The organism is Alteromonas sp. IB21, from assembly GCF_016405965.1.
In the GTDB taxonomy this organism is placed as follows: Bacteria; Pseudomonadota; Gammaproteobacteria; order Enterobacterales; family Alteromonadaceae; genus Alteromonas.
Genome location: NZ_JAEFCD010000023.1, coordinates 53,754 through 76,912, shown reverse-complemented (window position 1 = coordinate 76,912; position 23,159 = coordinate 53,754). Strand labels below are relative to the sequence as shown.

At 42.5% G+C, this 23,159-nt stretch carries 22 protein-coding genes and 1 pseudogene; 7 read left to right on the top strand and 16 right to left on the bottom strand.

Annotated features, from left to right (window positions below; all coding sequences use genetic code 11):
• Positions 1 to 54: 54 nt before the first annotated feature.
• Positions 55 to 730, top strand: a pseudogene (locus JC525_RS15125) (tyrosine-type recombinase/integrase); the annotation flags it as partial.
• Positions 731 to 802: 72 nt separating this feature from the next.
• Here JC525_RS15125 and JC525_RS15120 read toward each other — a convergent pair.
• The 8 genes from JC525_RS15120 to JC525_RS15085 all read right to left on the bottom strand — a co-directional run bounded on the left by JC525_RS15120 (position 803) and on the right by JC525_RS15085 (position 8,130).
• Positions 803 to 1,600, bottom strand: coding sequence for a retron system putative HNH endonuclease (locus tag JC525_RS15120; protein ID WP_198816564.1), 798 nt, complete (start codon positions 1,598 to 1,600; stop codon positions 803 to 805).
• A complete protein-coding gene (gene ptuA / locus JC525_RS15115; RefSeq protein WP_198816563.1) occupies positions 1,584 to 3,200 on the bottom strand; it encodes a retron Ec78 anti-phage system effector ATPase PtuA in 1,617 nt (538 codons plus the stop codon). The genes JC525_RS15120 and ptuA overlap by 17 nt, the downstream gene beginning before the upstream one ends.
• 2 nt (positions 3,201 to 3,202) lie before the next feature.
• Positions 3,203 to 4,150: a retron St85 family RNA-directed DNA polymerase gene (locus tag JC525_RS15110; protein ID WP_198816562.1), complete on the bottom strand. Its 948-nt coding sequence runs from the start codon at positions 4,148 to 4,150 to the stop codon at positions 3,203 to 3,205.
• A 425-nt stretch (positions 4,151 to 4,575) separates the two neighbouring features.
• A complete protein-coding gene (locus JC525_RS15105; protein WP_198816561.1) occupies positions 4,576 to 5,178 on the bottom strand; it encodes a recombinase family protein in 603 nt (200 codons plus the stop codon).
• Between the two features lie 164 nt (positions 5,179 to 5,342).
• The gene (locus tag JC525_RS15100) at positions 5,343 to 6,443 is read right to left on the bottom strand and encodes a tyrosine-type recombinase/integrase (protein WP_233095227.1); all 1,101 of its coding nucleotides are present in this window, start codon (positions 6,441 to 6,443) and stop codon (positions 5,343 to 5,345) included.
• Positions 6,433 to 6,921, bottom strand: a complete 489-nt coding sequence (locus tag JC525_RS15095) for a helix-turn-helix domain-containing protein (protein WP_198816559.1) — start codon at positions 6,919 to 6,921, stop codon at positions 6,433 to 6,435. Before JC525_RS15095 ends, JC525_RS15100 begins: the two co-directional genes overlap by 11 nt.
• Positions 6,914 to 7,114, bottom strand: a complete 201-nt coding sequence (locus tag JC525_RS15090; RefSeq protein WP_071959137.1) for a helix-turn-helix transcriptional regulator — start codon at positions 7,112 to 7,114, stop codon at positions 6,914 to 6,916. The genes JC525_RS15095 and JC525_RS15090 overlap by 8 nt, the downstream gene beginning before the upstream one ends.
• A 122-nt stretch (positions 7,115 to 7,236) precedes the next feature.
• Positions 7,237 to 8,130 (bottom strand): hypothetical protein, encoded by an 894-nt coding sequence (locus JC525_RS15085; RefSeq protein ID WP_198816558.1) that lies wholly within the window; start codon positions 8,128 to 8,130, stop codon positions 7,237 to 7,239.
• A gap of 455 nt (positions 8,131 to 8,585) precedes the next feature.
• On the opposite strand from JC525_RS15085, the gene JC525_RS15080 reads away from it, so the two are divergent.
• From JC525_RS15080 to JC525_RS15070, 3 genes are read left to right on the top strand one after another with little or no spacing between them, the layout of a single operon-like run.
• Positions 8,586 to 9,308: an ABC transporter ATP-binding protein gene (locus JC525_RS15080; RefSeq protein WP_198816557.1), complete on the top strand. Its 723-nt coding sequence runs from the start codon at positions 8,586 to 8,588 to the stop codon at positions 9,306 to 9,308.
• Positions 9,305 to 10,747 carry an ABC transporter permease gene (locus JC525_RS15075; RefSeq protein WP_198816556.1) on the top strand — a complete coding sequence of 481 codons (1,443 nt, stop codon included), beginning with the start codon at positions 9,305 to 9,307 and terminating at the stop codon, positions 10,745 to 10,747. Before JC525_RS15080 ends, JC525_RS15075 begins: the two co-directional genes overlap by 4 nt.
• Positions 10,744 to 12,054 carry a DUF3526 domain-containing protein gene (locus tag JC525_RS15070; RefSeq protein ID WP_198816555.1) on the top strand — a complete coding sequence of 437 codons (1,311 nt, stop codon included), beginning with the start codon at positions 10,744 to 10,746 and terminating at the stop codon, positions 12,052 to 12,054. The genes JC525_RS15075 and JC525_RS15070 overlap by 4 nt, the downstream gene beginning before the upstream one ends.
• A gap of 85 nt (positions 12,055 to 12,139) precedes the next feature.
• Here the strand turns inward: JC525_RS15070 and JC525_RS15065 are convergent, their stop codons facing one another.
• Positions 12,140 to 13,231, bottom strand: a complete 1,092-nt coding sequence (locus JC525_RS15065) for a hypothetical protein (RefSeq protein ID WP_233095226.1) — start codon at positions 13,229 to 13,231, stop codon at positions 12,140 to 12,142.
• 388 nt (positions 13,232 to 13,619) lie between these two features.
• Entirely contained in the window at positions 13,620 to 14,579 is a 960-nt protein-coding gene (locus JC525_RS15060; protein WP_198816554.1) for a LysR family transcriptional regulator, read from the bottom strand.
• 156 nt (positions 14,580 to 14,735) lie between these two features.
• Here JC525_RS15060 and JC525_RS15055 point away from each other — a divergent pair, with 156 nt between their 5' ends.
• On the top strand, positions 14,736 to 15,578 hold the full coding sequence (locus JC525_RS15055) for a DUF4437 domain-containing protein (protein ID WP_198816553.1): 843 nt from the start codon (positions 14,736 to 14,738) through the stop codon (positions 15,576 to 15,578).
• Positions 15,579 to 15,657: 79 nt separating this feature from the next.
• Here the strand turns inward: JC525_RS15055 and JC525_RS15050 are convergent, their stop codons facing one another.
• The 3 genes from JC525_RS15050 to JC525_RS15040 form a co-directional block, all read right to left on the bottom strand.
• Complete coding sequence (locus JC525_RS15050; protein WP_198816552.1) at positions 15,658 to 16,500, bottom strand: DUF3307 domain-containing protein; 843 nt, start codon at positions 16,498 to 16,500, stop codon at positions 15,658 to 15,660.
• Positions 16,501 to 16,596: 96 nt separating this feature from the next.
• Positions 16,597 to 17,310, bottom strand: coding sequence for a hypothetical protein (locus JC525_RS15045; RefSeq protein ID WP_233095225.1), 714 nt, complete (start codon positions 17,308 to 17,310; stop codon positions 16,597 to 16,599).
• A 203-nt stretch (positions 17,311 to 17,513) separates the two neighbouring features.
• A complete protein-coding gene (locus JC525_RS15040; RefSeq protein ID WP_198816551.1) occupies positions 17,514 to 19,001 on the bottom strand; it encodes a diguanylate cyclase domain-containing protein in 1,488 nt (495 codons plus the stop codon).
• A gap of 146 nt (positions 19,002 to 19,147) precedes the next feature.
• On the opposite strand from JC525_RS15040, the gene JC525_RS15035 reads away from it, so the two are divergent.
• Complete coding sequence (locus JC525_RS15035) at positions 19,148 to 19,723, top strand: exopolysaccharide biosynthesis protein (RefSeq protein ID WP_198816550.1); 576 nt, start codon at positions 19,148 to 19,150, stop codon at positions 19,721 to 19,723.
• A 180-nt stretch (positions 19,724 to 19,903) separates the two neighbouring features.
• The gene (locus tag JC525_RS15030) at positions 19,904 to 20,677 is read left to right on the top strand and encodes a DNA/RNA non-specific endonuclease (protein ID WP_198816549.1); all 774 of its coding nucleotides are present in this window, start codon (positions 19,904 to 19,906) and stop codon (positions 20,675 to 20,677) included.
• A gap of 177 nt (positions 20,678 to 20,854) precedes the next feature.
• Here the strand turns inward: JC525_RS15030 and JC525_RS15025 are convergent, their stop codons facing one another.
• The 3 genes from JC525_RS15025 to JC525_RS15015 form a co-directional block, all read right to left on the bottom strand.
• The gene (locus JC525_RS15025; RefSeq protein WP_198816548.1) at positions 20,855 to 21,739 is read right to left on the bottom strand and encodes a sterol desaturase family protein; all 885 of its coding nucleotides are present in this window, start codon (positions 21,737 to 21,739) and stop codon (positions 20,855 to 20,857) included.
• A gap of 87 nt (positions 21,740 to 21,826) precedes the next feature.
• On the bottom strand, positions 21,827 to 22,495 hold the full coding sequence (locus JC525_RS15020; RefSeq protein WP_198816547.1) for a CDP-alcohol phosphatidyltransferase family protein: 669 nt from the start codon (positions 22,493 to 22,495) through the stop codon (positions 21,827 to 21,829).
• Between the two features lie 32 nt (positions 22,496 to 22,527).
• Positions 22,528 to 23,157: an ATP-binding cassette domain-containing protein gene (locus tag JC525_RS15015; RefSeq protein ID WP_198816546.1), complete on the bottom strand. Its 630-nt coding sequence runs from the start codon at positions 23,155 to 23,157 to the stop codon at positions 22,528 to 22,530.
• Positions 23,158 to 23,159 lie beyond the last annotated feature (2 nt).

Here is a 23,159-nt window from a genome sequence, read left to right as displayed (position 1 = left end):
CAACTGCTACCATGGTTGTTTGCTAAGCGCTAGGTGGGATTACCGGACGCTTACATCCAAGCTAACCCACTGGTGGGAATTAAAGCAGCGTTTAAAAAGCCCAAAAAAGAAAACATGGCTGCACTTAAGCCAGCAGAACTACCTGAACTTATGGGTGCAATTGCTAACGCTAGTATTAAGCGAACCACGCGCTGTCTCATTGAATGGCAACTACATACAATGACAAGGCCAAGCGAAGCATCTGGTGCTATGTGGAAAGAGATTGATATGGAAAGTAAGGTTTGGACAATTCCGTCGGAACGTATGAAAAAACGCAGAGATCAGCGTATTCCACTTACTGACCAAATGTTCGCTATTCTCGAAGTAATGAAAACCAGTCAGCGGACATCGAGAGTTTATATTCCCTTCAGACCGTGACCCAAAGAAGCCATGTAACAGCCAGACTGCAAATATGGCACTTAAGCGAATGGGCTTTGCTGGCCGCTTAGTGAGCCACGGTCTCCGCTCTCTGGCAAGTACTACGCTGAATGAACAAGGTTTTGACCGCGATTTAATTGAAGCCGCGCTTGCTCATGTAGACGACAACCAAGTACGAAGTGCCTACAACAGGACTGACTATTTAGAACGCCGCCGCCCTATGATGAATTGGTGGAGTGAGCATATTCTTAAAGCTGCGACGGGCTGTTTTTCTGTAACTAGTGTTAAGCAGTTAAAAGCAGTAGGAATTTAGTATGGCAAAGCGAACTGAGGCTTCTTTCAGTTAAATACATTGTTAGAAGCTTTCTGTTCCAAATCCTCGCCATCAACGGCAACTACCCAGACAGTTTCTCGCAACGGAACATTCTCTTAGCAGAATATCACGTGTCGTTTGAAAACTGCGAACTTGGTCGCTACAGCACCACATCTTGAGTTTGAAAGTGAACATGCTAACATCTCCAGTTTTTCTATATACGGCTTTTATTCTCTCATAGACATGATGTATTTCTCTTCTCGCCAGTTTTAATCTTTCACAGTTTAAATTGAATAGCTCTAAGCTTTTTTGCAAGAGTTCAGCACTTGTCTCATAATCGTTGTGTTCGAACCGGACAGAATTTGCATGCTCTATATTTACTCCTAATTCACCAGAAGCTTTGCAATAATTGAACATCTCGCTGCTTAATTCACTTTCTAACGGAGAGACTACTTTACCCAACCAATTCTTGTTATATCCTAAATTTGTCTCGAGATGTTCCTTGTGTGAGTCACAGGATATGTTGTCAGGCATTATAAAGCGTTCACGATCATCTCTATCAGTTCCACCAATGCATACACCCAAAAGGTTAAACCAATCTAAGTGCCAATTAGGCTGTTCATTGCCTATTTTCCATCCCGACTTAGACTTAAAGTGTTCTACCCTACGAAGGTGATCATAAGTATTATCTTTGGACAAATCGATTTCACAGTAAGCGCAAATTTCACTTTGCTCTTCAAAAAGCTTGTCTTTAATAGCCTTGTAAGCTTTTCCATGCTCCTGTTGAAAGACTACCCAAGTTCCGTTCGGGTTTTTTTCTGCATATTTTGTTAGTACGTTGGAAGTATGAGATTTACGAATTCTTCTCATATTCTTTTTCCCAGTTTCTATTTTCGATATACAGATCTAGCTTCACCAAGTCTTGATATCCCGGCCCAAAATGTTGAGAAAGCTCCTTACGCAATTCTAAAGCTTCTCCCTCATCATATGCGTCAGAGTAAACCAACTTAGTATATCTCGATAGCTTTTGTGTAAATTTATCCTCAGGAGGTCTTTCTTCAACTTCGAATAAGTTTTTTAAAACCCATGAAGATACTGCTCCCCTTGTTCCGCGCGGAGCGGCATATTTTTGTCCATTCTTAAGTAACCAAATAGCAGAGCTATCAACTGTATGACAAACTTGAGGGCTGTGTGTAGTCACTATAAATTGGAGGTTGCCGAATGTTGATTCTAGCTTCTGAATAATTCTTTGCTGCCACGATGGATGCAAATGGAGATCAACTTCATCAATCAAAACTATACCAGAACCATCGAGTGGTTTTGGTGAGCCTGGATTAAGAAGAGTTAGCCTTCGAGCTATGTCAGCGACTAGCGCTAGCATTGTTTTTTCGCCTTGTGAGAGCTGAAGGACGCTCAACTGAACACCATTCTTTTCAAGAGTCAGATCTAAAGGTTTCCTCTGAAGCCTAAGGTTACTGAAGCCTGGTAAGAATTTATATATTGCTTGTTTGACAGCGTCTAAAGATTTTTCATCAACAGAGTAAAGGGCATTGAGCTGCTCTTTGTAGGATTCCAACTCTCTTTCGTGAGACTTTATAAGACTCTCGAGAGCAGGGTGTTGTTTAACGGCCTCGAGTAACAGCGGGCTATTAATCTCTGCATTCTTTGCTTCAATTTTAATTCTCAATTCGTCAACACGGCTTGCGATATCATTATCACTTTCAATAAGCTCTTTGAACCAACGAAAAAACAACTTAAAATCAGCCTTCCCCGAAAGACTCTTACTATACGCTTTTGATTTATCGAAAATGTAATCTTCTTTGATTTCATCAGATTCTTCAATATCTTTAGTCGATACATCATTGGCACGCTCGACAGTATAAGAAGCAAATAATGGCAAAGAAAGTTGCGGATTTACTTCATTAGCCTTACGAAGAATCTGGCAGATATCATTAATCTCAGTGTAATTACCTTTGACCTTTTTAGAATTCATTGCGGAACTTTGCTTCAAATCCATATGGACACTTTGGTTTTGAAGCTTGAAACTACTAGTTATCGTAGCTATGTCCTTACCTCGCTTTATCTCATACTCATCTATAAGGTCACCATTTTGCGACCTAGTAGCTAAGCGAGAATTGAGGTGAGTTAAACTTTTCTGAATAGCTTCTAATACTGTAGACTTTCCACTACCGTTATTACCGACTAGTACAGTTGTACGATTTTCTTCTAAAAAGTCCAGTTCTACTAATTCGAATCCTTTATAACCAGAGAGCTTAATTGAATTTAATCTAAATGAATTTTCTTTTAACTGAGATGCGCAAATTGCAAGATACTCTTGAACTTTTTCTTTGTCTCTTTCTACACTAAAGCCTTCAGTGTACATTTGTGCTAACTGAAAAGAAGCTGAAAACTCTCCCTTTTCTGAACGAGAAATCAATCTTCTAACGGTTTTACTTAGTTGTTCAGACATATTTAATTATTACCACAGTTGTACCGATTTAGTTCGTCAAAAAGCGCAGTGCCGTAATGTGCTTTCATTTTTGCAATAAAGGCAGGTTCCACATTCATGGCGAAACTAATTAAACCTTTTAAACTGTTTATATCATCTTCGCTCAACAAACTATTCGAAAACTTATGTAAAAGTGACCTTATATACCTTTTTCTTTCTCTTCCTAAAGACAACTTATTGTTATTCGTCAGGGTTATTCCTGTAACATGTCGATTATGAGCTTTCGAAGAGAACCTTGTCTTGGAGTAATTCAGTTTAAGTTTTCCACCGAACATTTGCAGCAGAATTTCTTCTATGATTTTCGGAACTTCAAAAAGAACGTTTTTTACAGATGTTGAAAAAGTGAGGTCATCTGCATATCGAGAGTATGATATTCCTAACTGCTTACACAACTTAGTAACCGCCTCATCAAATTCGAACATAATGACGTTAGACAAAAAGGGGGAGCTTGGTGCACCAACACTTAGATAGAGGTTTGCTTTTTTTTTCTTACTTTTATTCCAAAACAATAACTCATTTAAGGCATTCGCTTCTTTTTCGACAATAGAAAAACCTTGATATTGGACAGCTCGCTTTAACATATCAGGCGTTAAACTATTGAAAAAGTTTTCTAAGTCTAATTTTAAGAGAAAATTTGAATTGGCATGAACTAAAGCATTGTCTTTTATGCTACAGCTTTTTACATAAGCTTTCGCCGCGGAATGCACAACAAGATAACTCATCATTTTTTCCACTATTTTTCTTTGAATTGATTTTAATTTCGGCGTTGGCTGAGCTATAACACGAAAGCCAATAGTCCGCTTTGGTATCTTATATACCTTATAGTGGTGAGATGGTTTTTCAGCTAGGTATTGGTTCAAGTCGGTTTCGAAATCTTCTGGGGTGAAACAACTGAGAATCGATAACTGCATGATAAAGTTACTTACTGTGAAGAAAGGAAGTGATACAGACTCATCTGTATCACTAATTACTCTTTACTTTGAGACGCGGAACGACATTATCGATCCGCAATCGGTGCGAAGAATGAGCAACTATTGCGGATCGATAATGTCGTTCCGCAACCGTAAAACTACTCAATAAATTTGAGTTTGGCGCAACGCCAAACTAGATTAAATTACAAGATCTAATCCAAATTACGCTAAAGAGCGTCATAAGGTTAGCTCAGCTACCCTGTCAGATCAATACTACTAGTCACAAAATCGTGTATGTTAGCTTTGCTTAAGATAGAGCCTTAACAATTAGCTTCATAATTTTGCTAAAGCTCTGGTTTAATTACATATCATCGTATTAGTGAGAAGTACTCAGTACAGATTGATTATCAGATTATTGAGTCTAACTATTTAACAGCAACACGCCCATGATTCGGTATAGTCCTTAAATTCCAATGTCTCTTCACTGTGGCGATTCCTATACCTAGTGCTTCGGCCGTTTTAGACTGGGATAATCCTTCAGCTTTTTTCGCATTAACTGCAAGCGTTGTAGATTTAGCTCTTGGCCTACCTAGCTTCTTACCCTCTGCCTTAGCTCGCTCGAGTCCTTCCCTTGTCCTCTCTCTAATCCTGTTGCGCTCAAATTCAGCAAATGCTGAAAACATTTGAAGCATAAGCTTACCTTCTGCACTAGAGAGATCAGCTACTGGAAGATCTAGGCACACCACCTTAATCCCTTTGTCAGTGAGTAAATTGATTGTACTCTGCACATCTATATTGTCTCGACCCAATCGGTCTAATTTCAAAACCACCAGCATATCGCCCTTTTCCATCTTGTGGTTGATGAGCATCTTGAACTTTTCTCTCTTCATAGCTTCGACCGAGCCCGAAACTGTCTCGCTGACTATCCGTGAATCAATCACTTTATATCCTTTTTGACGGATGGCTATTACTTGGTTTTCTGTCGTTTGCTCTGTGGTAGAAACTCGACAATAAGCAAATATACGCATTATTCAGTAAACTTCCTTTTTAGTATCATTTATTGGGGTATCATATAATATTAGCATCATTATTTAAAGACCCTACTTTTATGATACCAACCTAGACATAAAAAAGCTGGTATCAATATATGAATGTTTATTGATACCAGCTGAGATTGACCTACTTATGGATACTATGTATTTCCGTTCATTTGCTGTAAACGCACTAAAAGCTTAATTTGTTCTACCATGTCTGGTGTAATATTCTCTGCTGGCTTAGAAAGCTTCCGAAGCAGTTCAGCTTGTTTATAGTCGGGAACATCTCCATAACTATAAAAACTTGTTAGCACACTCTCATGCCCTAAATTCTGACTCCACGCCTTAAACTCTTCAGGTGTCTGACAAAGCTTTTCACCTAATCGCACTAAGGTATTTCGAAAACTGTGTGGATTGAAATAGGGTAACCCAGCCAGGGCGAATGCTTGCGCAAATATTTTACGAATCGGATTAGCATTGCTCCAATGCTCTTCAAGTAACCCTACCGCTTCAAATTGCTGATTAGCATCATGAGCCAGCTTTGTTTTTGGAAACAATGGCGAATTCTGTTTGTATCCTAATTCAGTCACTAGGTAATCAATCCAGTCAGCTAATATTTTATGTGGCAATTCTCCTACTGGGAAAAAGTAAGTAGTGAATGTCTTACTAAATTTAGTATTCACGTCTCTAGCATCTTGATAAAAGCTATGGTCAGCAAGGTCAATATGCTTAATTTTTGCAGAGGCAACTGCTCCGTCTCGCGCACCAGTCAGAATAACAAATGCTATTAAAGCTCTGTCTCGCATTTCAATTGAAGTCGAACAAGGCATTCCTTCTAGGGTTTTAACGATTTGTTCAATTGTCGCCACACTCCTTTTACGCTTTGCATTTCCAATCCGAGTGTCTTTTTCCGATAAATTGAAATATTCGATGTCACTATAGTTAACTTTTGCGCGATATCCTTTTTGAGTAGCTAAGTATTGGAAAAACGCTTTTAGGTGACGGGTCGCTGTAAGCACAGTTGCCTTACTCAGTTTTTCACCAGTTGCTAGAGACTTTTTGCTAAGAAGATTCTTCTTAAAAGCAATTGCATGCTTCGCCCTAAATTTCCTAAAGTCTAAATACCCTGTGCAATCTTCAAAGCGATTTATAGATTTGAGAGCACCATCAACCGTCGAGTCATCTAAGCGCTTAGCTTCCTTCAAAAACTTTGTATATTCATAGATAATTCGGGCATTATTTGTACTATTATTTTTCATCACTAGAAACCTCGCTGAAAGGACAATTTAAGAGCTTTTGTCCTCTTAGGACTATGTGTTTTTCTGCTATCGGTAATTTACCCTTCAGATCTTTCCAAATATCATTGACGTCGCGCCAGGAAACATACTTATTCATTCGAGTGTTACACTCTTCGCAAGCCCCCGTCATGTGCGCCATTCCTGCTGGTTTCGCGATAAAGAGCACTGAATCGAGTATGGGCTTCATTGGCTGCTTGCAACGAAAACAGCACATTTCATGATTCTCACAACCAAACATTGTTGCTCTACGCTTCTGCTTTAAATGGACCTTCAAGTCAGCCCCATTTATTAAGAGAGGACGCTTGGCGTCAATGACTGGTAAGCCTACTCGAATCCAATTACGTACTGTTTTAAAGTGAACACCTAACGTTTCGCTGACATCAGCAACGGTATAGTTTCGATTGCTTTTGATACGGTTTGCTGTGAATCGTCTAGTCATGGCTACACACCTTTGATTCAGCAACACGAGCATCAAGCCAATGCGCTATATCGGTGTGTAACCAACCTACAGCTCTCTCTCCTAAAGAAATGGAAAGCGGAAAGCTGCCTTTATTCATACGTAGATAGATAGTACTGCGCGATAGACCAGTCACCTCAATGACTTCTGGTAACCGCATGATTTTATGAGACATAAAAGAACCTCTTTGTCTGTTATCGGAAGACCAAGAGGTTATGTCTAAAGGAGGGTTGAAAAACGCAATTGCGGAAAGCAAAAACGCAATTGCGTTTTAGGAAGTAATTATTTTAGCTCTTGTCAGTCAGAATATTCGACAACATCTTTGAGGACTTTACGGATAGTATTATCCGAAATAGCTATCCCAGCTTTATCACTTAACAGACTTATTGAAGAAGATATACCTCTAACATTTGGGTCTATACGCAACTCTTTCAGCAGAATATGGATGACATTAAGAAGAGTCCGTTTCTCTAGCGGAAGCAGTTTGCTCTCTACTTTTCCATCAATTAGAAGAGGATTGTTTAGTTTAGCAACTAAGCGATGAAGTTCTGTAGGCCTTATAACAAACTGGTACGTATTCGCGGGAATAGAAATGGCCTCTCTGAATTCATCTCCTGGAAAGGGGCTCACTAACCTAGATATTTCTAATATTTCTTCAGCATCAAAATTTTCAAAAGCTGAGAGCGGGTCATCAAACTGACTTTGACTCGTTAAGCCTTTCGCTTTTAATAAGCTTTCTAACCTAGCCTCTTTCGATATTTGGGATTCTTCTGAGTTCGATACAGGGAGGGATTCCAAGAGTTTATAAATACTGCCTTCGTGCTTTACATAGAAGCCACTAAGTTCAGAAAGCACAGGATTATCTTCTTGAATCGCTTGTTGATAGAGCTTTCTTATTTCGAACCGTTCCTCACCAAACATTGCTAAGTCGTAAATACCGTTAAAGATATGGACTTGCTCATCAACTTCGTCAGCCAAGACTGGCGCAACTTGATGTTCACCATCTATTAGTTCACGCCCTGGAGCTGATCCGACTTTCTTCGCATATGCCTGATTCGTTAAGCGGATTGATATCGCTATGTGGCCTTCCAACGATAGTTCATATATGTCAGCGACTGATACCTGCTCTTCTAAAGCCGCAGACAAATAATTGGTCGCGTCATTTAAGGAAAGGTATTGTTTCAATTTCATTAGTTTTTTCACTAATCAGTTCTCATTTTGAATAATTAAAAGTCACCTCTCAGATGTAAGTTAATCTGATTAGTGATGTGTATGCACTAAAGTTATCAATTGGCGCTGATCGGTAAATTATCTCGTATTGATATGTCTAAAACTATGAAAAGTGCAGAAAATTAGAATTAAATGAAAAAGATAGGTACACCACAAGGTACACAGAAGAAATTCAAAAAGGATAATAAATTTCAAAATCAGCAAGTTAGATAGCCTTTTCAACTTACGCCAGCCCACCAATTCTAAAGGCTTGCCAATCGGCAAGCCTTTTTCGTTTATATTATCGGTACAGTGTTGTTTCCCGTACTAACCTTTACTTAAATGTTCATTCCTTTTTTTTAGGCGTAAAACCTATTCCTATTTATTTAGTTATATTATAACATTACTGAAAATCCTCAGTTACAGCATGTTATACAATGCAAACAAATTCAGTAATATGCGCGGATGCGCTATCTGTGCGCGTGGACGATCGCACACTTTTAGATAACCTCAATTTTAATGTCGGCAAGGGTGAAGTCTTTGCGCTTTTGGGTGGGAACGGTGCCGGTAAATCCACTACGCTTAAAACCTTTCTAGGTTTAATGAAAGCAACCAGCGGTAGCGCTAGTGTGTTAGGGCATAACGCCACTACTCACCCTAACGATGTTCAAAAGTCTGTTGCTTATTTACCTGAATCGGTCACTCTTTATGGTCATCTTTCAGGCTTGGAAAATATTCGCTACTTTCTTTCAGTAGCTGGGGTCGATAAATCAGACGAAGACGTATTTACGGCACTTCGCAAAGTGGCCCTTCAAGAAAATGCATGGGATAAGGCGCTGTCAAACTATTCTAAGGGCATGCGCCAGAAAACCGCAATTGCGCTTGCCCTATTGCGCAATGCACCCGTGCTGTTTTTAGATGAGCCTACATCAGGGCTAGACCCCGCCGCCATTGATGAATTTAATGCGTTGGTGTCTGAGCTAGCGGCCAACGGCGCTACTATTTTTATGGTTACTCATGACGTATACGGTGCTTGCCAAGTCGCTCACCGTATTGTGCTTTTAAGTAACGGTAAACTAACCGGCACTTTCGAGCGTGTTGGTGACACGCCCATCGATACAGAAGCCGTACACGCAGCGTTTGCAGGGCGCAAAGCATGATATTTAGTGTAGCAAAAACCATTTGTGCAGATCAGTGGCGCTATTGGCTGCGCACGAAAGTCGCCGCTACGGTATTGTTGCTAGGGGCCATACTGACCCTTGCAGCCCTAGTCGTAAATGCGTTTCACATTGAAGAGGCCGCGCACGCCAGAGAGCACCTTCAAACGGAAGCGGAAGCGCGCTTTAAAGCGCAGCCTGATAAGCATCCACATCGAATGGTACACTATGGCCACTACGTATTTCGTGCCCCTACTCCGCTAAGCGTTATTGAGCCTGGTGTAGACACCTACACAGGCAACGCTATTTTCTTAGAGGGTCACCGCCAAAATAGTGCCATGTTCGCGCAGCAGCGACAATCAGCGGGACTTACGCGTTTTAGCAGCTTAACTCCAAGCTTTCTTGCGTTAGTACTCGCACCATTGTTTATTATTCTGATTGGCTACGGCAGCGTATCGCGAGAGCGCGAAGCGGGAACGCTCACGCTGTTGTTGTCGCAAGGTACTACTCGCTGGCAACTCATTTTTGGAAAACTGTTAGCGCTAGTAACAGCCAGCAGCCTCTTTTTATTACCCTTACTTTTAGCTTGTCTTTATGTCGCCTTTTCGAGCGAAAGCCCGCTTGTGGTGCTGCTATTTTGCTTAAGTTACGCCGTTTACTTCTTGCTATGGGCTACCGTTGTAACTGCGTGTTCAGCGTTATTTGATAAAAGTAGCGTTAGCTTCACCGTGCTTATTGTTATTTGGATGTCCGCATGTGTTTTACTTCCTCGCTTAGGCAGCAGCGTCGCAACGAATGCAGCCCCCTCTATGGGCAAACTTGAAGCGGACTTTAAAGTAGAAGAAAAGCTTAGAAGTTTGGGCGACGGTCACGACGTTAACGACCCTGCATTTAAAAAGCTAAAAGAAGATTTATTAGCAAAATACAATGTAGATTCCGTGGACGACCTTCCTGTTAATTTCCGCGGAGTTGTTGCTCAGTACTCAGAAGGCAGACAGGCAAAAGTGCTTAATGAATTCGCCGAAAACAGAATGGGTGAAGAGTTAGAACAAGCATATATTGCACGTCAGTTTGGTTGGCTATCCCCTACGGTTGCCGTTCGCGCTATTTCAACCATATTGGCTGGCACCAGCCTTGAAACCCATCATCGCTTTTTAAGAGAAGCAGAGGCCCTGCGTTTAGAGTTTGTTCAAGGGCTAAATAAAGTGCATGTTGAAAAGCTGGATTACAAGCTGGACATGAACCGCAACGCAAGCGAAGAAGCGGCTGATAAAGCGGTTGTCGGTGCAGACAACTGGGCATTGTTATCAGAGTTTAACTTTAAGCCCGAGGCAGCCAACACACGCATTTCACATGCGCTTGTTTATTTCCTACAACTCCTGTTTTGGGTGTGCATTACCGCCTTGCTTTTAAAAGCGGCTGTTAGGAGGTTAAACCCATGATGCGTTTTGCTGATATTAAACGTGAGGCGGGTTTTGTTTTTGGTCATCGCCAAATAAAACTTACGTTATTGGTCGTATTCCTTTTAAGTGTGGTTTCATCGTGGACAGGCTTCGCAGAAATGCAGGAACAGCAAGCTACCATTGAACGACTGTTAGAGAAAGATCAAACTGAGAGAGATAGCGCCCTCGCACATCAGTCGAATTACGGTAGTGCCGCGTACTATACGTTTCACTTAACGTATGCCCCCCCTTCCCCGCTGGCTTTTGCGGCCGTAGGCGAACGGGATGTTTTTCCTTGGAAGCACCGGGTGCGTATGCTGGCGTTAGAGGGGCAAATTTATGAAAGCGATACCGATAACCCAGAGCTTGCGTTTTTAGGGCGTTTCGATTTTGCCTTTGTTACTAGCGTATTGCTGCCATTATTTATCATATTGCTGCTTTACGATTTAAAAGCAAAAGAGCGGGAAGCTCGCCGCTTCGACTTACTCAATGTAACCGCACGCAACGCCCATGCCCTATGGACGGCACGAGTAGTCGTAACCTTGGTTCCTTTAGCCCTTGTTACGCTTGTTCCGTTTGTTGTGTTCGGGTTAATTAATGGTGCATCTTTGCCCTCTATTTTAACCGTTTGCGCAATAGTAATAGGTAACATTGCAATATGGAGTGCCATTGTTCTTGTAATTGGCGCCGCAAAGCGTTTTGCAAGTTTCAGTGCAACGCATCTTGCCTCTATTATGCTGGGCGCTTGGCTTGTTACCACTGTTATTGTGCCCGTGACCGCACACACGGTAATTAATGCGGTGGCAGAAACACCTGAAGGTGGCGATATTGTGCTTACCCAGCGCGAAGCGGTAAATAGTGCATGGGATAAGCCCGTTGAAGATACGTGGCGCGCATTTATTGCCACTCATCCGCAGTGGGCCGATTACACAACGTTCGATCCTGAAAGAGACAGTTCGTTTAACTGGAAATGGTACTACGCGTTTCAACAAGTGGGCGACCAGACGGCTAGCGAGTTATCTAAAGGTTATCAGGCTGCCACGCTTCAAAAGGACACCATTGCAAGCTACGTAGCACTGCTTTCCCCGTCTTTGCTCACGCAGCGTTTATTATCAAGCGCTGAAGGAACTAACGTAAGCGCTATGCTGGCTTATGAGAATGACGTACGTGCTTTTCATAAGGCGCTACGAAAGTTTTATTATTACCACCTTTTCAAAGACCCTGAATTTTCTCAGGAGAGCTTTGAAGCACTGCCACAATTTACACCAAACATAAGAACGTCAGGCGAAAGCAATAAGGAAAACTAATGAAGAACTAGGCTGTATAAACTGGCAAAAAAAGAGGCTTACTAACAGTAAGCCTCTCTCGCGTTAAAGCTAAATCAAGCTAATACTACGACGATTGAAGGGTCTGCATAGGCTCTATATCAGTGGTATTGTTTCTGATGAACGACTCAATATCTTTTACTTCTTCCTTACTAAAGCCTAGGCGAGCTCTGATACCGGTGGTCCCGTCAGCATTTTCAATCACAACAAAGTCGTTAACGCCTAGTGTACGTGAAAACACGGTGTGAACTTGCTTGTTGTTGATATCTACGATTTTAACTTTGGTCGAGGTTCTGTAAATTGCCATTGGACCAGATTGAGTTTGAACCCAGTTGATTGACCAATAATAGTGGCTGTAGTTTGGCAAACCTAACTTAGTATAAAGTGACTCTTTAAATTCAACGTTTTCACACTTATTCATCACTGCGTTTTGACGTTTGCAGTTAGAATGCTCTGCGATCTCTTTGCCGCCTAAGCCCACGTCCATAGGTACTGTGGTATAGCCATCGATGCTTACAAGTACATAGTCATCGAACTTATTAAGTCCAAAGGTATTGCCTAACTCTTTAAACGAGTTTAACAACCCTCCTACTTTGTCGTTTTCATCACGAGGGTCTTTTTCTAGTAGAATAAAACCGGTAGATGCTGCGTCACCTTTTTGATGCTCGGCAATGTGGTAGTTATCTAACAAAGTGATGTTTTTAACGCTATCTCCATCAATAAAGTAACGAAAGGCCGAACCTGAACGCCCTACAATAAAGCCGTCTGACGTAGGTATAACGCTATTCCCCGTCGCTTTTTTGCCAGTTACTGTTCTTACTTCAAAGTGACCACCACGCTTCCACACCGTACCAATTTTTATAGGCGCTTCCGCAGAGTGGGCTTTGTGATACTTAAGGGTAAAAGACCCGTCGAAGTTCTCAACCGCGTAGGTAAATTCACCAGTAAATCGGTTGCCACCAAAGTTCGCTACTTGCCCTTCGAAATCGTTAAACATCTGACCATCGATCATAATTCCATCTTTCTTGCGATAGAAAATAGCAGGGCCGCCTGTTGCATCAACTTTTTGCTTTTGTTCAGCGAGTTCGGCTGCACTAAGCAATATTTCCGGCTCAGCGGCGGGTGCGGCTTGTTGCTGCGCAGCAGATGGAACTGTCATGCCTTGTAGCTTAGCGAGAAACGCTTTTTACATTTGATTTACCATCGCTCGCTCTTCCGGTGTCGGAGGTGTGCTTCCACAAGCACTGATAAGGGCGGCGGCAATTAACGATGGAACTAATAGTTTTGCCTTCATGTTTTTTCTCTTATTGCGCTTCGGGCAGAATATTTCGTGCTGAAGCTTTTTTATGAAAACAAAGGAAGGTAGACGAAGTGATATTGTGGCAGCGCTATCCCACACTGTGCATTATAAGACTTATGTGTCGCATTCCTTTGCAGACACTATTAGAAAATATTCGGCCTTCAAATTCAATCTAGAAATAGCACAAAAAGTCCAATTTTTAGCCACTTAGCACTATTTTAGTGTTTTGGTTGTAGTTAAGCTGGTATCAAAAGCTATCCAAACCAGGCCATTCATTTTCAGTAAGTAACCCTTTCTCAATTAGTTTTTGACGACGCTCTTCTATAACTAATTTCAATTCATCTCTAACTAATCTGACGACAGGAGTAATTAAATGGCGGCTGGGAAGCATTAGCCACATTTCTGTTAGCGGAACCGTATACTGCGTTAACACGCGCTTAAGTTTTCCGCTTAACAAATCTTCGGCCACATCAATAGCAGATTTTTTTGCAATACCCGCTCCGTCAACACACCACCTTCTTACGATATCCCCATCGTTTACTGCGCGATTACTTTGCACTTTTACTCGAAATTTTTCGCCGTTTTTAGTCAGCTCCCATGCATTGTGCGTTTGGTCATATAGCTTATAAAGCAGCGCATTATGATGGGCAAGGTCACTTAATTCCTCAGGCGCTTTGTTTTCGCTTAAATAGTGCGGTGACGCACAAATAACATGGGGAATGTTACACACTTTAAACCCATACATCTGCGACTCTTTTACCGCTTCCTTTGTCATAGCGCGAAGCGCAACATCTACGCCGTCACGGTAAAAATCCACACGACTATCGCTAACGTGTAGGCGCAATGACAGTGCGGGGTTTTCGTTTTGCACCTTATTGAGTAGCTCGCGCATTAAGTTTCGCCCCATCTCTGATGACATGGCCATGCGAAGCTCACCATGAATGCACTGTTTATTTTCGGTAACCAATGCCAAGCCCTGTTGCAACGCATCTAGCGCCTGTTTTGCCATAGGCAAATAACGCTCGCCCTCCGGTGACAGCCTTATTTTTCTGGTGCTGCGCACCAATAGCTCTACACCAAGTTGCTCTTCAATTCGCTTAATAGCCATGCTTGTTGCAGATGAACTTAAATCAAGCTTCTTAGCTGTAAGGGTAATAGAATTTACTTCTGCTACTTTTATAAAAACCTGTAAGTCTTCTGTTTTCATACTTTACGCGAGCGCTCTGAATTAGTGTGGATCATTTTTATTATCCTTGTTTTCAGGAAAGTCTTTCGCGCGTTTGGTCGTTTATTATCCTTTTTCTAACGAATAAACTGAAACTATCAAATAAGCGACGCCGACAACCAACGAATTGGAGATTGTATGAAACACCTGAAACTCGCTAAATTAACGATAGCTTCGCTACTGGTTAGCGTAAGTGTTTACATTGCGCCCAGCGTGCAGGCTGAAACAAAAGTAACTACGGCAGAAGATATTAACTGGGGTTATTTAAACCCTGCTCGAGGCGATAAAAGCCCTGGCGCAGCTGATTTGTGGGGAGATAGAACAAAAGACACCGCCACCGGTATGCTGGTGCGCTTTAACAAAGGCTTTGAGTCTCCGCCGCACATTCATAACATTACCTATCGCGGCATTGTTATTAAAGGCGAAATGCATAACGACGACCCAAATGCCGCTAAAATGTGGATGCCAACAGGTTCATTTTGGACACAGCCTGCAGGAGAAGCTCACACCACAGCAGCGAATGATAAAACCAACCTCATTTACCTTGAAATTGATGAGGGACCGTATTTAGTTCAACCGTCAAAAGAACATTTCGACAATGGTGAGCGACCGGTAAATCTGCACGTGGATAACATGGTGTGGCTTCAAGAAAGCGACCTGGTTAATATCGCCGCCAACGATGTTTCTGCCACTTACCTTTGGGGCGATACCTATAGTGTTTACGGCACACTGGTTAAGCTTCCAAAAGGCTTTGAAGGTTCGATAACATCCAGCGGTGATGAGTTTAAAGCCGTAGTTATCCAAGGTAGTTTGAGTTACATAGACGAGAATAAATCCAATGCGCGAACGCTTAACGCAGGCAGCTATGTTGCGTCTTATACACCGGCTAAGCACCGCCTTCGCAATATAAGCGACGATGAGACTATTGTTTACGTTAGAGCGTCGTCTAAGTACCAGATTAACGACTTAGTGAGTAGATAATAGCGATTGAAATACCCATTGTTCGATTCATCAAACAGCATGGTTCATAACTTAGCTTTTATAAACGAATTAATGCTTTTTAGGGTTTAATGGGTAATCGCCCTAATGCGGCAGCGCATAGTAAACCTATAACAAGGGTCATTGCTACACTAGTAAAGGTGCCCAAAAGTACATATTCAGTTAGCTTTCTGTCTTGGTGTTTAGTGAGATCGCCAAAGCGGAAAATAGATTTCGCAGCAATAAGGAATCCAATTGCGGAAAACTGGTTTAATAACACAAAAGTCAGCATTAATACCCTTTCTAGATACCCTATGCGCTGCCCAGCTAAAGACAGGGTTTGCTGCGCTTCGGTGCTAATGGTGGGCGGGTCGTTAGGATGTTTAGGTGAAGGGCTAGTAGACAGTACTTCACTGCTCCAAGGCGATAACAACTGTTTGATAACAATAGAGCTAGGTTTTAGTACTGCTAAATAAGCAAGTATGACTGCTAAGTGCTCTACGCTGAGTTTCTCGAAGAGTTGAATGGCAGCTGCCCATTGATTCGTTGCATATAGGAACACGGCAACAAGAACCAGAATATGCGCAAATTGATCAGCAATAAACGCCCTAGTGCTTTGGGCACAATACGACTTAATTACATCAATTTTAAAATGAGAAACCGCTATAACTATAGCGCTGATACCTAGGGTCCATCCACTCACGTTTTGCGCAAGCAACAGCATTACCCCTGCTGCAAGTAGCCCATGTATAAGCGTATGCAGATAAAGAGGCATTGCCAGCGCATGGCGTTCATTTCTTTCTTGAACCCATGCATAAGGCTGAAAATAAAAGTCTGCAAGTATATGAGCCAGCAATAACCCGACTAAAACTTCAGGTTGGTCCAATGAGAAGTCACCCGTGATATTTACGTTTTGAGCCAACATGTTACTTCCCTTTATAAGCGTGAATTTTTGATGTCAAATTGAGAGTCATTTTCTCAACCTGCGCCGCTCTCTTGCGTAATATCGCTATCGTCATTTTTACGCGTCGCTACTTTGCTTCCAACTCGCAATTTCTTGTTCCATGTAGCTAAGATATTCTGCAATCAACTTATAGTTACTAGCATTCAGAATACGACTTACATTACTTCTATTTTTATTGAGTATGCTTGCAATATTGTCATGACTTTTGTCTGAAGCATCAAGGTAAGCAAGCACAGTTTGTGACTGTATTTGGGTTAGACCGGATACATGCGCATCGGCAAATCGTGTGAGAAGTTTCGTTTTATTCTCTAGTAGTTCATGGTGACAAGAAAACGCGATATATTGAGGTTTTATTGTATCAAGACCCCGTCCCGACAACACAAAGGCTTCTCCTGTACCAATTTTCACCTCTTGCTGTCGAAATTGGGCTTCTCCTATTGCAGCACTTACTCTCACATCCACACCCAAAGGGTGGGCTTTTAAGGCTAACCGTAGACCAATTGCAATTTGCATACAGTGCTGTGGCTGCGTTACAGCAAGCTGAAACGCATCGCCTCGATATATATCGAAATTACCGCCAAACTGTGACGCGTATTTTGAAAGTTGTATTTTTAACGCATCGAGTATACGGGCGAGGTCGTCATTGGAAAACGTTTGAGAATTCGAGATGTCGCCAGTCAACACACCTAGCACGCCGTATGAATCGGGCGCTTGAGTTGAACCGTTCGCATAATTAGGTTGAATTGTACTTGCACTGTTTGAGTTCGACATCGCAGCTCTCATTGCACCATTTTCAATTTGATGCTCATAATTTAGCTACTATACACCTTATACTCAAAAAAACAAAAAACAATCACAAAGAAGAATGTGATTAATTTCAATCACAAATTAAGGTGCGATTGAAATAAGTAGTAATATGGTATTGATACGGCAAAATTTGGCGCTCGAGACAAGACGTCTTTCTCGGGTCACATTTATGTTCTACTGCAGTTTCTTCCTTCATCTTTAGCGCGATACAGCGCTTCGTCGGCTTGACTTACCAGCCAACCTGCGCTGTGGTCACCGCTCAGATCGTATAACGACTGTAAATCATCATTTGTTTGACTAATTAAGCCAATGCTTACCGTGAGCGTTTTATCATAAGCCGAAGCCTCATGCGGTATGTTTAAAAGCGTTATATTACGCAATATGCGAGAAGCAATAGCTTTTGCCTCACTGTTGTTTGTTCCGGGCAGGATAATGGCGAACTCTTCTCCACCATAACGGGCGACCAAATCATCATTGCCTAAACAACTGTTAGATAGGGTCTGCGCAATTTTTATCAGTACTCTATCGCCAGCAACGTGCCCGTAGTCATCGTTATACTGCTTAAAGAAATCCACATCGATAAGAAGTAAGCTAAGCGAAAGCCCCTGCTCTTGGCATCGTTGAATATCACGTTTTAATGTGGTGTCGAAGAGGCGCCTATTTGCAATACCGGTAAGGCCATCAATGTTTGCTAGCTGTTCAAGCTGCTTATTGGCCTCGAGAAGTTCGACCTGCATTTTTTGTAAAATTTTTCGATTGTGCAAGCTTTGTAGCGTGTTACCTAGCATCTCCCCTATTCGGCGCAAATATTGAATATCAAATGTACTCCATGAATAAGGACTGCCTATGATGTCACAGCCAATGAAACCATATATGGTATCGTTTACCATGATGCGGACACACAATAACGAGAAGATGCGCTCCTCTTCAAAAACCGCTTTTTCTGCCGCAGCACAATCAGGGAGAGACGACACGTCGTCCACTTTAAATATGCCATTTGAAATATGACTAATGAAAAAGGGCAGCGAGCTAGTTGGCATATTTTGCAGTTCATCGATAAAAGGCGTAACACCTGCCGCAACCCATTCATGGGTGTTCGACATTAACTCAATATCTTCGCTAAACTCGAACAAGTAGCATCTATCTACATTGCTGAACTCTCCAAATGCAGCAAGCGCCTGACCAATAATACTGTCTAGCTCGTTAACATTTGCATTAATAAGCTTTGAGGAAAAGTTGGAGAGCAATTGATTAAAAGCAATGTGTTTACCCGCTGCAGAGTTTTCTCGATTGTCGTCAATAAAATCATTACCGTCTGGCGTCAGATAAAGAACCAGCCACTGCCCTACTGACGTAGTGATAACTCCACTTTCAACGCGGCAATTCATGGCTCGGCATTGAGTTTGCACTCTATACTGCCGAGATAGGGCCCCCTCCGTCGCAGCAAGGTTAAAAGGAAGTTCATTTGCGGCAGTTTTTTGTTTAGAGTGGCTATCAAAAAATGTTATTGCACTCTCATCGAGACCGTTCAATTTTGTGATCCCAAACGTTTTTTCAAACCCTTTGCTGCAATGTAGCTCCCCGCTATCAATGCGTTTAAACAAAATACTTGATGGCATTTGTTTTAAAACAGCAACAATGTCTTCGCTACTCAAGCGCATCCCCATACACGAACATTCTTTAAATGTAGCAAAGCAAGACCGATAGTAAAAAGTACACTTCGCATTTTATTAAACTTATTTAATAAATTAGCGTATTTATTACAGTACGTGGCCGTTTAGAAAGGATTTAACTGCATATTATGAGCAACTCTATCGCTGATTTGTTAGATGAGATGTATGATGAACAGTCTGAGAAGACGTCTCTAGGAGAAATTATAGGGCGCTTTGAAGACAGAGGGTTTGGACCCTTACTGCTGGTTCCAGCCTTAGTTGCTTTGCTCCCTACTGGCGCTATTCCTGGTGTGCCTACCATATGCGGTGTAACGTTGTTTTTTATTTGCATACAAGTTGCAATCGGCCAGAAAAGCCCATGGCTGCCCAGCGCATTAAAAGAAAAAGAGGTCGACTCCGACAAGTTAGAAAGCGCAATTGATAAAGCTAAACCCTATGTAAAAAAGACTGAAAAGTTACTTAAACCTCGCATGACCTTTTTGTCTGACACGCCTGCTAAAAACATAATTGCCGCTTACTGCGCCATTGCTGCACTTTGCATGATCCCGCTAGAGGCCATTCCCTTCGCTGTCGCCCTACCCGCATTCGCGCTTTGTGTAACAGCCCTTGGCATGACCAATCGCGATGGTGTGTTTCTTACGATAGGTATGACGCTTCAGCTTGGTACCGGTTACTTAGTTTTTAAAGCAATGTCCATGATGTAGAGCTGCGCAACTGAGAAAGAACATTTCCACTTTAGCAAACAATCTCTTGTTTTTTGATACGTCTTACGTACTATTCGTGAAATTAGAAAACTGTACTTTGGGCCAGTTGACCGTTACCCCTCAGTTAAGGTGAGCAACCGCCAGTACAGGAAACTGCTTTCACTAAAATAGAGTCAAAAAATGAAGAGACGTGTTGTTGTATCTCTTGCCGTATCCTATGCTTTAACTGCATTTAGCGTTTTTGCTGAGAACTGCGTCTTCAGCTGTCCTATTGGTTTGAACGGCCAAACTATTACCCGCTCCATATACACGCTGCATAATAATCCCCAAACGAAATTTGCTAACTGGGTGGCGTATCACGTAACGCCTGAAACGATTGATGGCCCGTCCAGGAGTCGAAACTGGAAGGCGGATCCTGACTTGGATGATGAAAGCACACTTGAACCAGACGACTATAAAGGTGCGTGGCGCGGTATAGGCATCGACAGAGGCCACCAAGTTCCTCTTGCATCTTTCAGTAACTCACCGGATTGGCAAGCGCTTAACTACCTATCGAACATCACGCCTCAAGACTCTGATTTGAACCAAGGTCCTTGGGTAAAATTAGAGAACGCAGTGCGCAGTTTTGTTAGAACAGGTCAAGATGTCTATGTGGTATCAGGTCCTTTGTATGAATGGTTTTTCGCGGCGCTTCCCGATGCCGATGAAGTTCATAATATTCCTAGCGGCTACTTCAAAGTCATCGTTACTGAAATTGATGGAATCGTTGACGCGTCTGCTTTTATTATGCAGCAAAACGCGACGCGAAAAGATGACTATTGCACTACCCAAGTCACTATTGATGAGGTTGAGGCAAGAACAGGACTAGATATCATGCCGATACTTCCGGAAGATACTGAAGTTTCTGTTGAAAGTAAGTTGGGTACCTTGGCATTTCAGCTTGGCTGTGGCTAGGCGCTAACAAATAAACACTGGTAGATAAACACTGAAAACTAAATGTGCACCCTGAAGAGCTTTGCAAGCTCAATATATTTTCAACAAGTCAATACAGCAACGCATTATAGGAATTTGAAGGAAAGTAGCTATGCCGCAGCGCCTCATGGATCACTGAAAAAACTGCGGCTTAATCTACTATTTAGATTTAAACGGCTGTAACAAAAGCGCTTTTATAGACGCATTTTCTTTTACAGCCGGTACGTCTTTCTGACCTATCGGCAAAGTTTCATCGCTAAATGCAGCTCTGGGCGTAAAGCTGTTAAATAATCTATCCCACCACGATACGCTAAACCCGTAATTAGAATTTGACTCGCTTTTAGCTTGGCTATGGTGAATACGATGCAAACGCTGGGTAATTAATACCAGTCCCACTCTATCATCCCATTTTTGTGGCAGCCGAATATTGGCGTGATTAAAAAGGGCAAAGCCATTTAGCGCTACTTCAAAAATAACAATGGCAATTGCAGGCACACCCAATATCACTACCGCTGCGGCTTTGATACCCAAGCTTATGCCAATTTCCACTGGATGAAAACGAAGGCCAGTGGTGGTGTCGACATGGCTGTCGGCATGATGCATTTTGTGAAATCGCCATAACATCGGCACGGTATGGAAGAGCCTATGCTGCCAATAGATAAGCATATCAAGTATTAAAACGCTTAACGCTACTACGAACATATACGCTAGAGGTTGCGAGGAATTATCAGTTAACGAGTCGCCCTGTTGGGCTTCGCCGTTAAGCCTTTGATCAAAGCTTGCAGCATCAGTCGGCATGGCATCCAGCAAAACGTTGAACACGCCTATGCCCTCCTGCTTTGCCCAAACAGACACGCCAACAAGGGTAGCCGGTAGTAAAATTCGCGATACCAACGCTCCCATCACCACCATGGACAAGTTACCGACCCAGCGCGTTTTTCTGCCGAGCACGGCTTTGCGCGCAGGCATTAAGGCTTCAAGTACCGCCATAAGCACAAAAATACCAAGAAATACGCTTAATCGTATGAGCGAGGTATTATCCAATGCAAATTACCTTTATCACGTATCAGACCTTTGTCACATTTATCACTTTCAATATATTAATTGCGTTAAATGCGAAGCGAGCTTTCATCACAATTCATGTTCTGTGGAAGGCGCTGTGCGCCGCGCCTTATTATCGAAGCGTTCGACCTTATCTAATGTAGAAAAGCCCCCCGCTATGCGAGTAACCACGGTGACGGCACAGGCGGCAGCGAACAGATAAGCAAGCGTTGCAAAATACTGCGGCCAGATGCAGAAGGCCAAAAACACTAAAATGGTTTCCGTACCCTCAGTTAACCCCTGCATATAGTAGAAGCTTTTATTAGCAAACTGAGGCCTGTCTATATTAAACTTCTCTGCTGCAATAGCAAATGCCAAAAAACTGCTGCCAGTGCCAATAAAGGTGGCTAATAACACCATGGCAGGTATGCCCCACTCTGCTGGGTTAGCAATTCCAAAGGCTAACGGAATAGACGCGTAGAACAAAAAGTCCAAGCAAATATCCAAAAAACCACCAGCACTGCTACTACTATGCTGATACCGCGCTAACTCGCCGTCAATACCGTCGAATACGCGATTCACTATGATGCAGCCTAGCGCCATATTCCACCAGTTAAGAATAATAAAGGGAAGCGCGAGAATACCGATGACGAACCCGACGAGCGTAACCTGATTTGGTGTAACGCTCTTGCTGTCTAGCACTTTTATCAACGGCTTTAAAAGAGGCTTTATAAGTGGGGTAACTTTGGCATCTAACATAATATATCGCTTCGCTCTCTTCTATATTACCGCTACAGTAGTTCTATGATGTTGCCGCCTGCGGCTAGCGCATCATCTTTATCGTGAGTGACCACTACAGCTGGAATTTTGCGTGCTTTTAACTGAGAAAACGTCCAGCTGCGAATTTGGCCGCGAAGCGCCACATCTAATTGACTAAACGGCTCGTCAAGCAACACCGCTTCTGGCTGAGATGCCAGTGTTCTGATCAAGCTTACTCTTGCCTGCTGCCCACCAGAGAGCGTGTTTACCGCTCGGTCAGCTATTCCATCAAGGTCGACCGCCGCTAATAATTCGTTAATTGCGTCACGTTTCACTTGTTTGTTCTTATGCCTGTCGGCAGGCATGGCGAACGCGATGTTTTCGCCCACAGTCATGTGTTCAAATAGCAGCGCATCTTGAAACATAATGCCTACTTTGCGAAGGTGCGCATCTATATTATTAATCACCACACCGTTTATTTTAATTTGTCCCGCTATGCTAAAAGGCGCCTTAAGCTGACCAGCGATGGCTTGAAGTAACGTAGACTTACCTGCCCCACTTGGCCCCATAACGGTTAGCACCTCCCCCCCTGCGACCTCAGCGCTTAACTGCAGCAGCGGCCTTTCATCGTGATAAATAACAATATTTTCTAAACTAAGCACTG

Excerpts from the sequence above, each read along its gene's own strand:
- JC525_RS15100 (WP_233095227.1), bottom strand. The coding sequence starts at position 6,443 with ATGAAAAATAATAGTACAAATAATGCCCGAATTATCTATGAATATACA.
- JC525_RS15085 (WP_198816558.1), bottom strand. The coding sequence starts at position 8,130 with ATGAAATTGAAACAATACCTTTCCTTAAATGACGCGACCAATTATTTG.
- JC525_RS15080 (WP_198816557.1), top strand. The coding sequence starts at position 8,586 with ATGCAAACAAATTCAGTAATATGCGCGGATGCGCTATCTGTGCGCGTG.
- JC525_RS15105 (WP_198816561.1), bottom strand. The coding sequence starts at position 5,178 with ATGCGTATATTTGCTTATTGTCGAGTTTCTACCACAGAGCAAACGACA.
- JC525_RS15075 (WP_198816556.1), top strand. The coding sequence starts at position 9,305 with ATGATATTTAGTGTAGCAAAAACCATTTGTGCAGATCAGTGGCGCTAT.
- JC525_RS15050 (WP_198816552.1), bottom strand. The coding sequence starts at position 16,500 with ATGTTGGCTCAAAACGTAAATATCACGGGTGACTTCTCATTGGACCAA.
- JC525_RS15060 (WP_198816554.1), bottom strand. The coding sequence starts at position 14,579 with ATGAAAACAGAAGACTTACAGGTTTTTATAAAAGTAGCAGAAGTAAAT.
- JC525_RS15065 (WP_233095226.1), bottom strand. The coding sequence starts at position 13,231 with ATGACAGTTCCATCTGCTGCGCAGCAACAAGCCGCACCCGCCGCTGAG.
- JC525_RS15045 (WP_233095225.1), bottom strand. The coding sequence starts at position 17,310 with ATGTCGAACTCAAACAGTGCAAGTACAATTCAACCTAATTATGCGAAC.
- JC525_RS15095 (WP_198816559.1), bottom strand. The coding sequence starts at position 6,921 with ATGACTAGACGATTCACAGCAAACCGTATCAAAAGCAATCGAAACTAT.
- JC525_RS15020 (WP_198816547.1), bottom strand. The coding sequence starts at position 22,495 with ATGTTAGATGCCAAAGTTACCCCACTTATAAAGCCTCTTTTAAAGCCG.
- ptuA (WP_198816563.1), bottom strand. The coding sequence starts at position 3,200 with ATGTCTGAACAACTAAGTAAAACCGTTAGAAGATTGATTTCTCGTTCA.
- JC525_RS15035 (WP_198816550.1), top strand. The coding sequence starts at position 19,148 with ATGAGCAACTCTATCGCTGATTTGTTAGATGAGATGTATGATGAACAG.
- JC525_RS15110 (WP_198816562.1), bottom strand. The coding sequence starts at position 4,150 with ATGCAGTTATCGATTCTCAGTTGTTTCACCCCAGAAGATTTCGAAACC.
- JC525_RS15055 (WP_198816553.1), top strand. The coding sequence starts at position 14,736 with ATGAAACACCTGAAACTCGCTAAATTAACGATAGCTTCGCTACTGGTT.
- JC525_RS15090 (WP_071959137.1), bottom strand. The coding sequence starts at position 7,114 with ATGTCTCATAAAATCATGCGGTTACCAGAAGTCATTGAGGTGACTGGT.
- JC525_RS15120 (WP_198816564.1), bottom strand. The coding sequence starts at position 1,600 with ATGAGAAGAATTCGTAAATCTCATACTTCCAACGTACTAACAAAATAT.
- JC525_RS15030 (WP_198816549.1), top strand. The coding sequence starts at position 19,904 with ATGAAGAGACGTGTTGTTGTATCTCTTGCCGTATCCTATGCTTTAACT.
- JC525_RS15070 (WP_198816555.1), top strand. The coding sequence starts at position 10,744 with ATGATGCGTTTTGCTGATATTAAACGTGAGGCGGGTTTTGTTTTTGGT.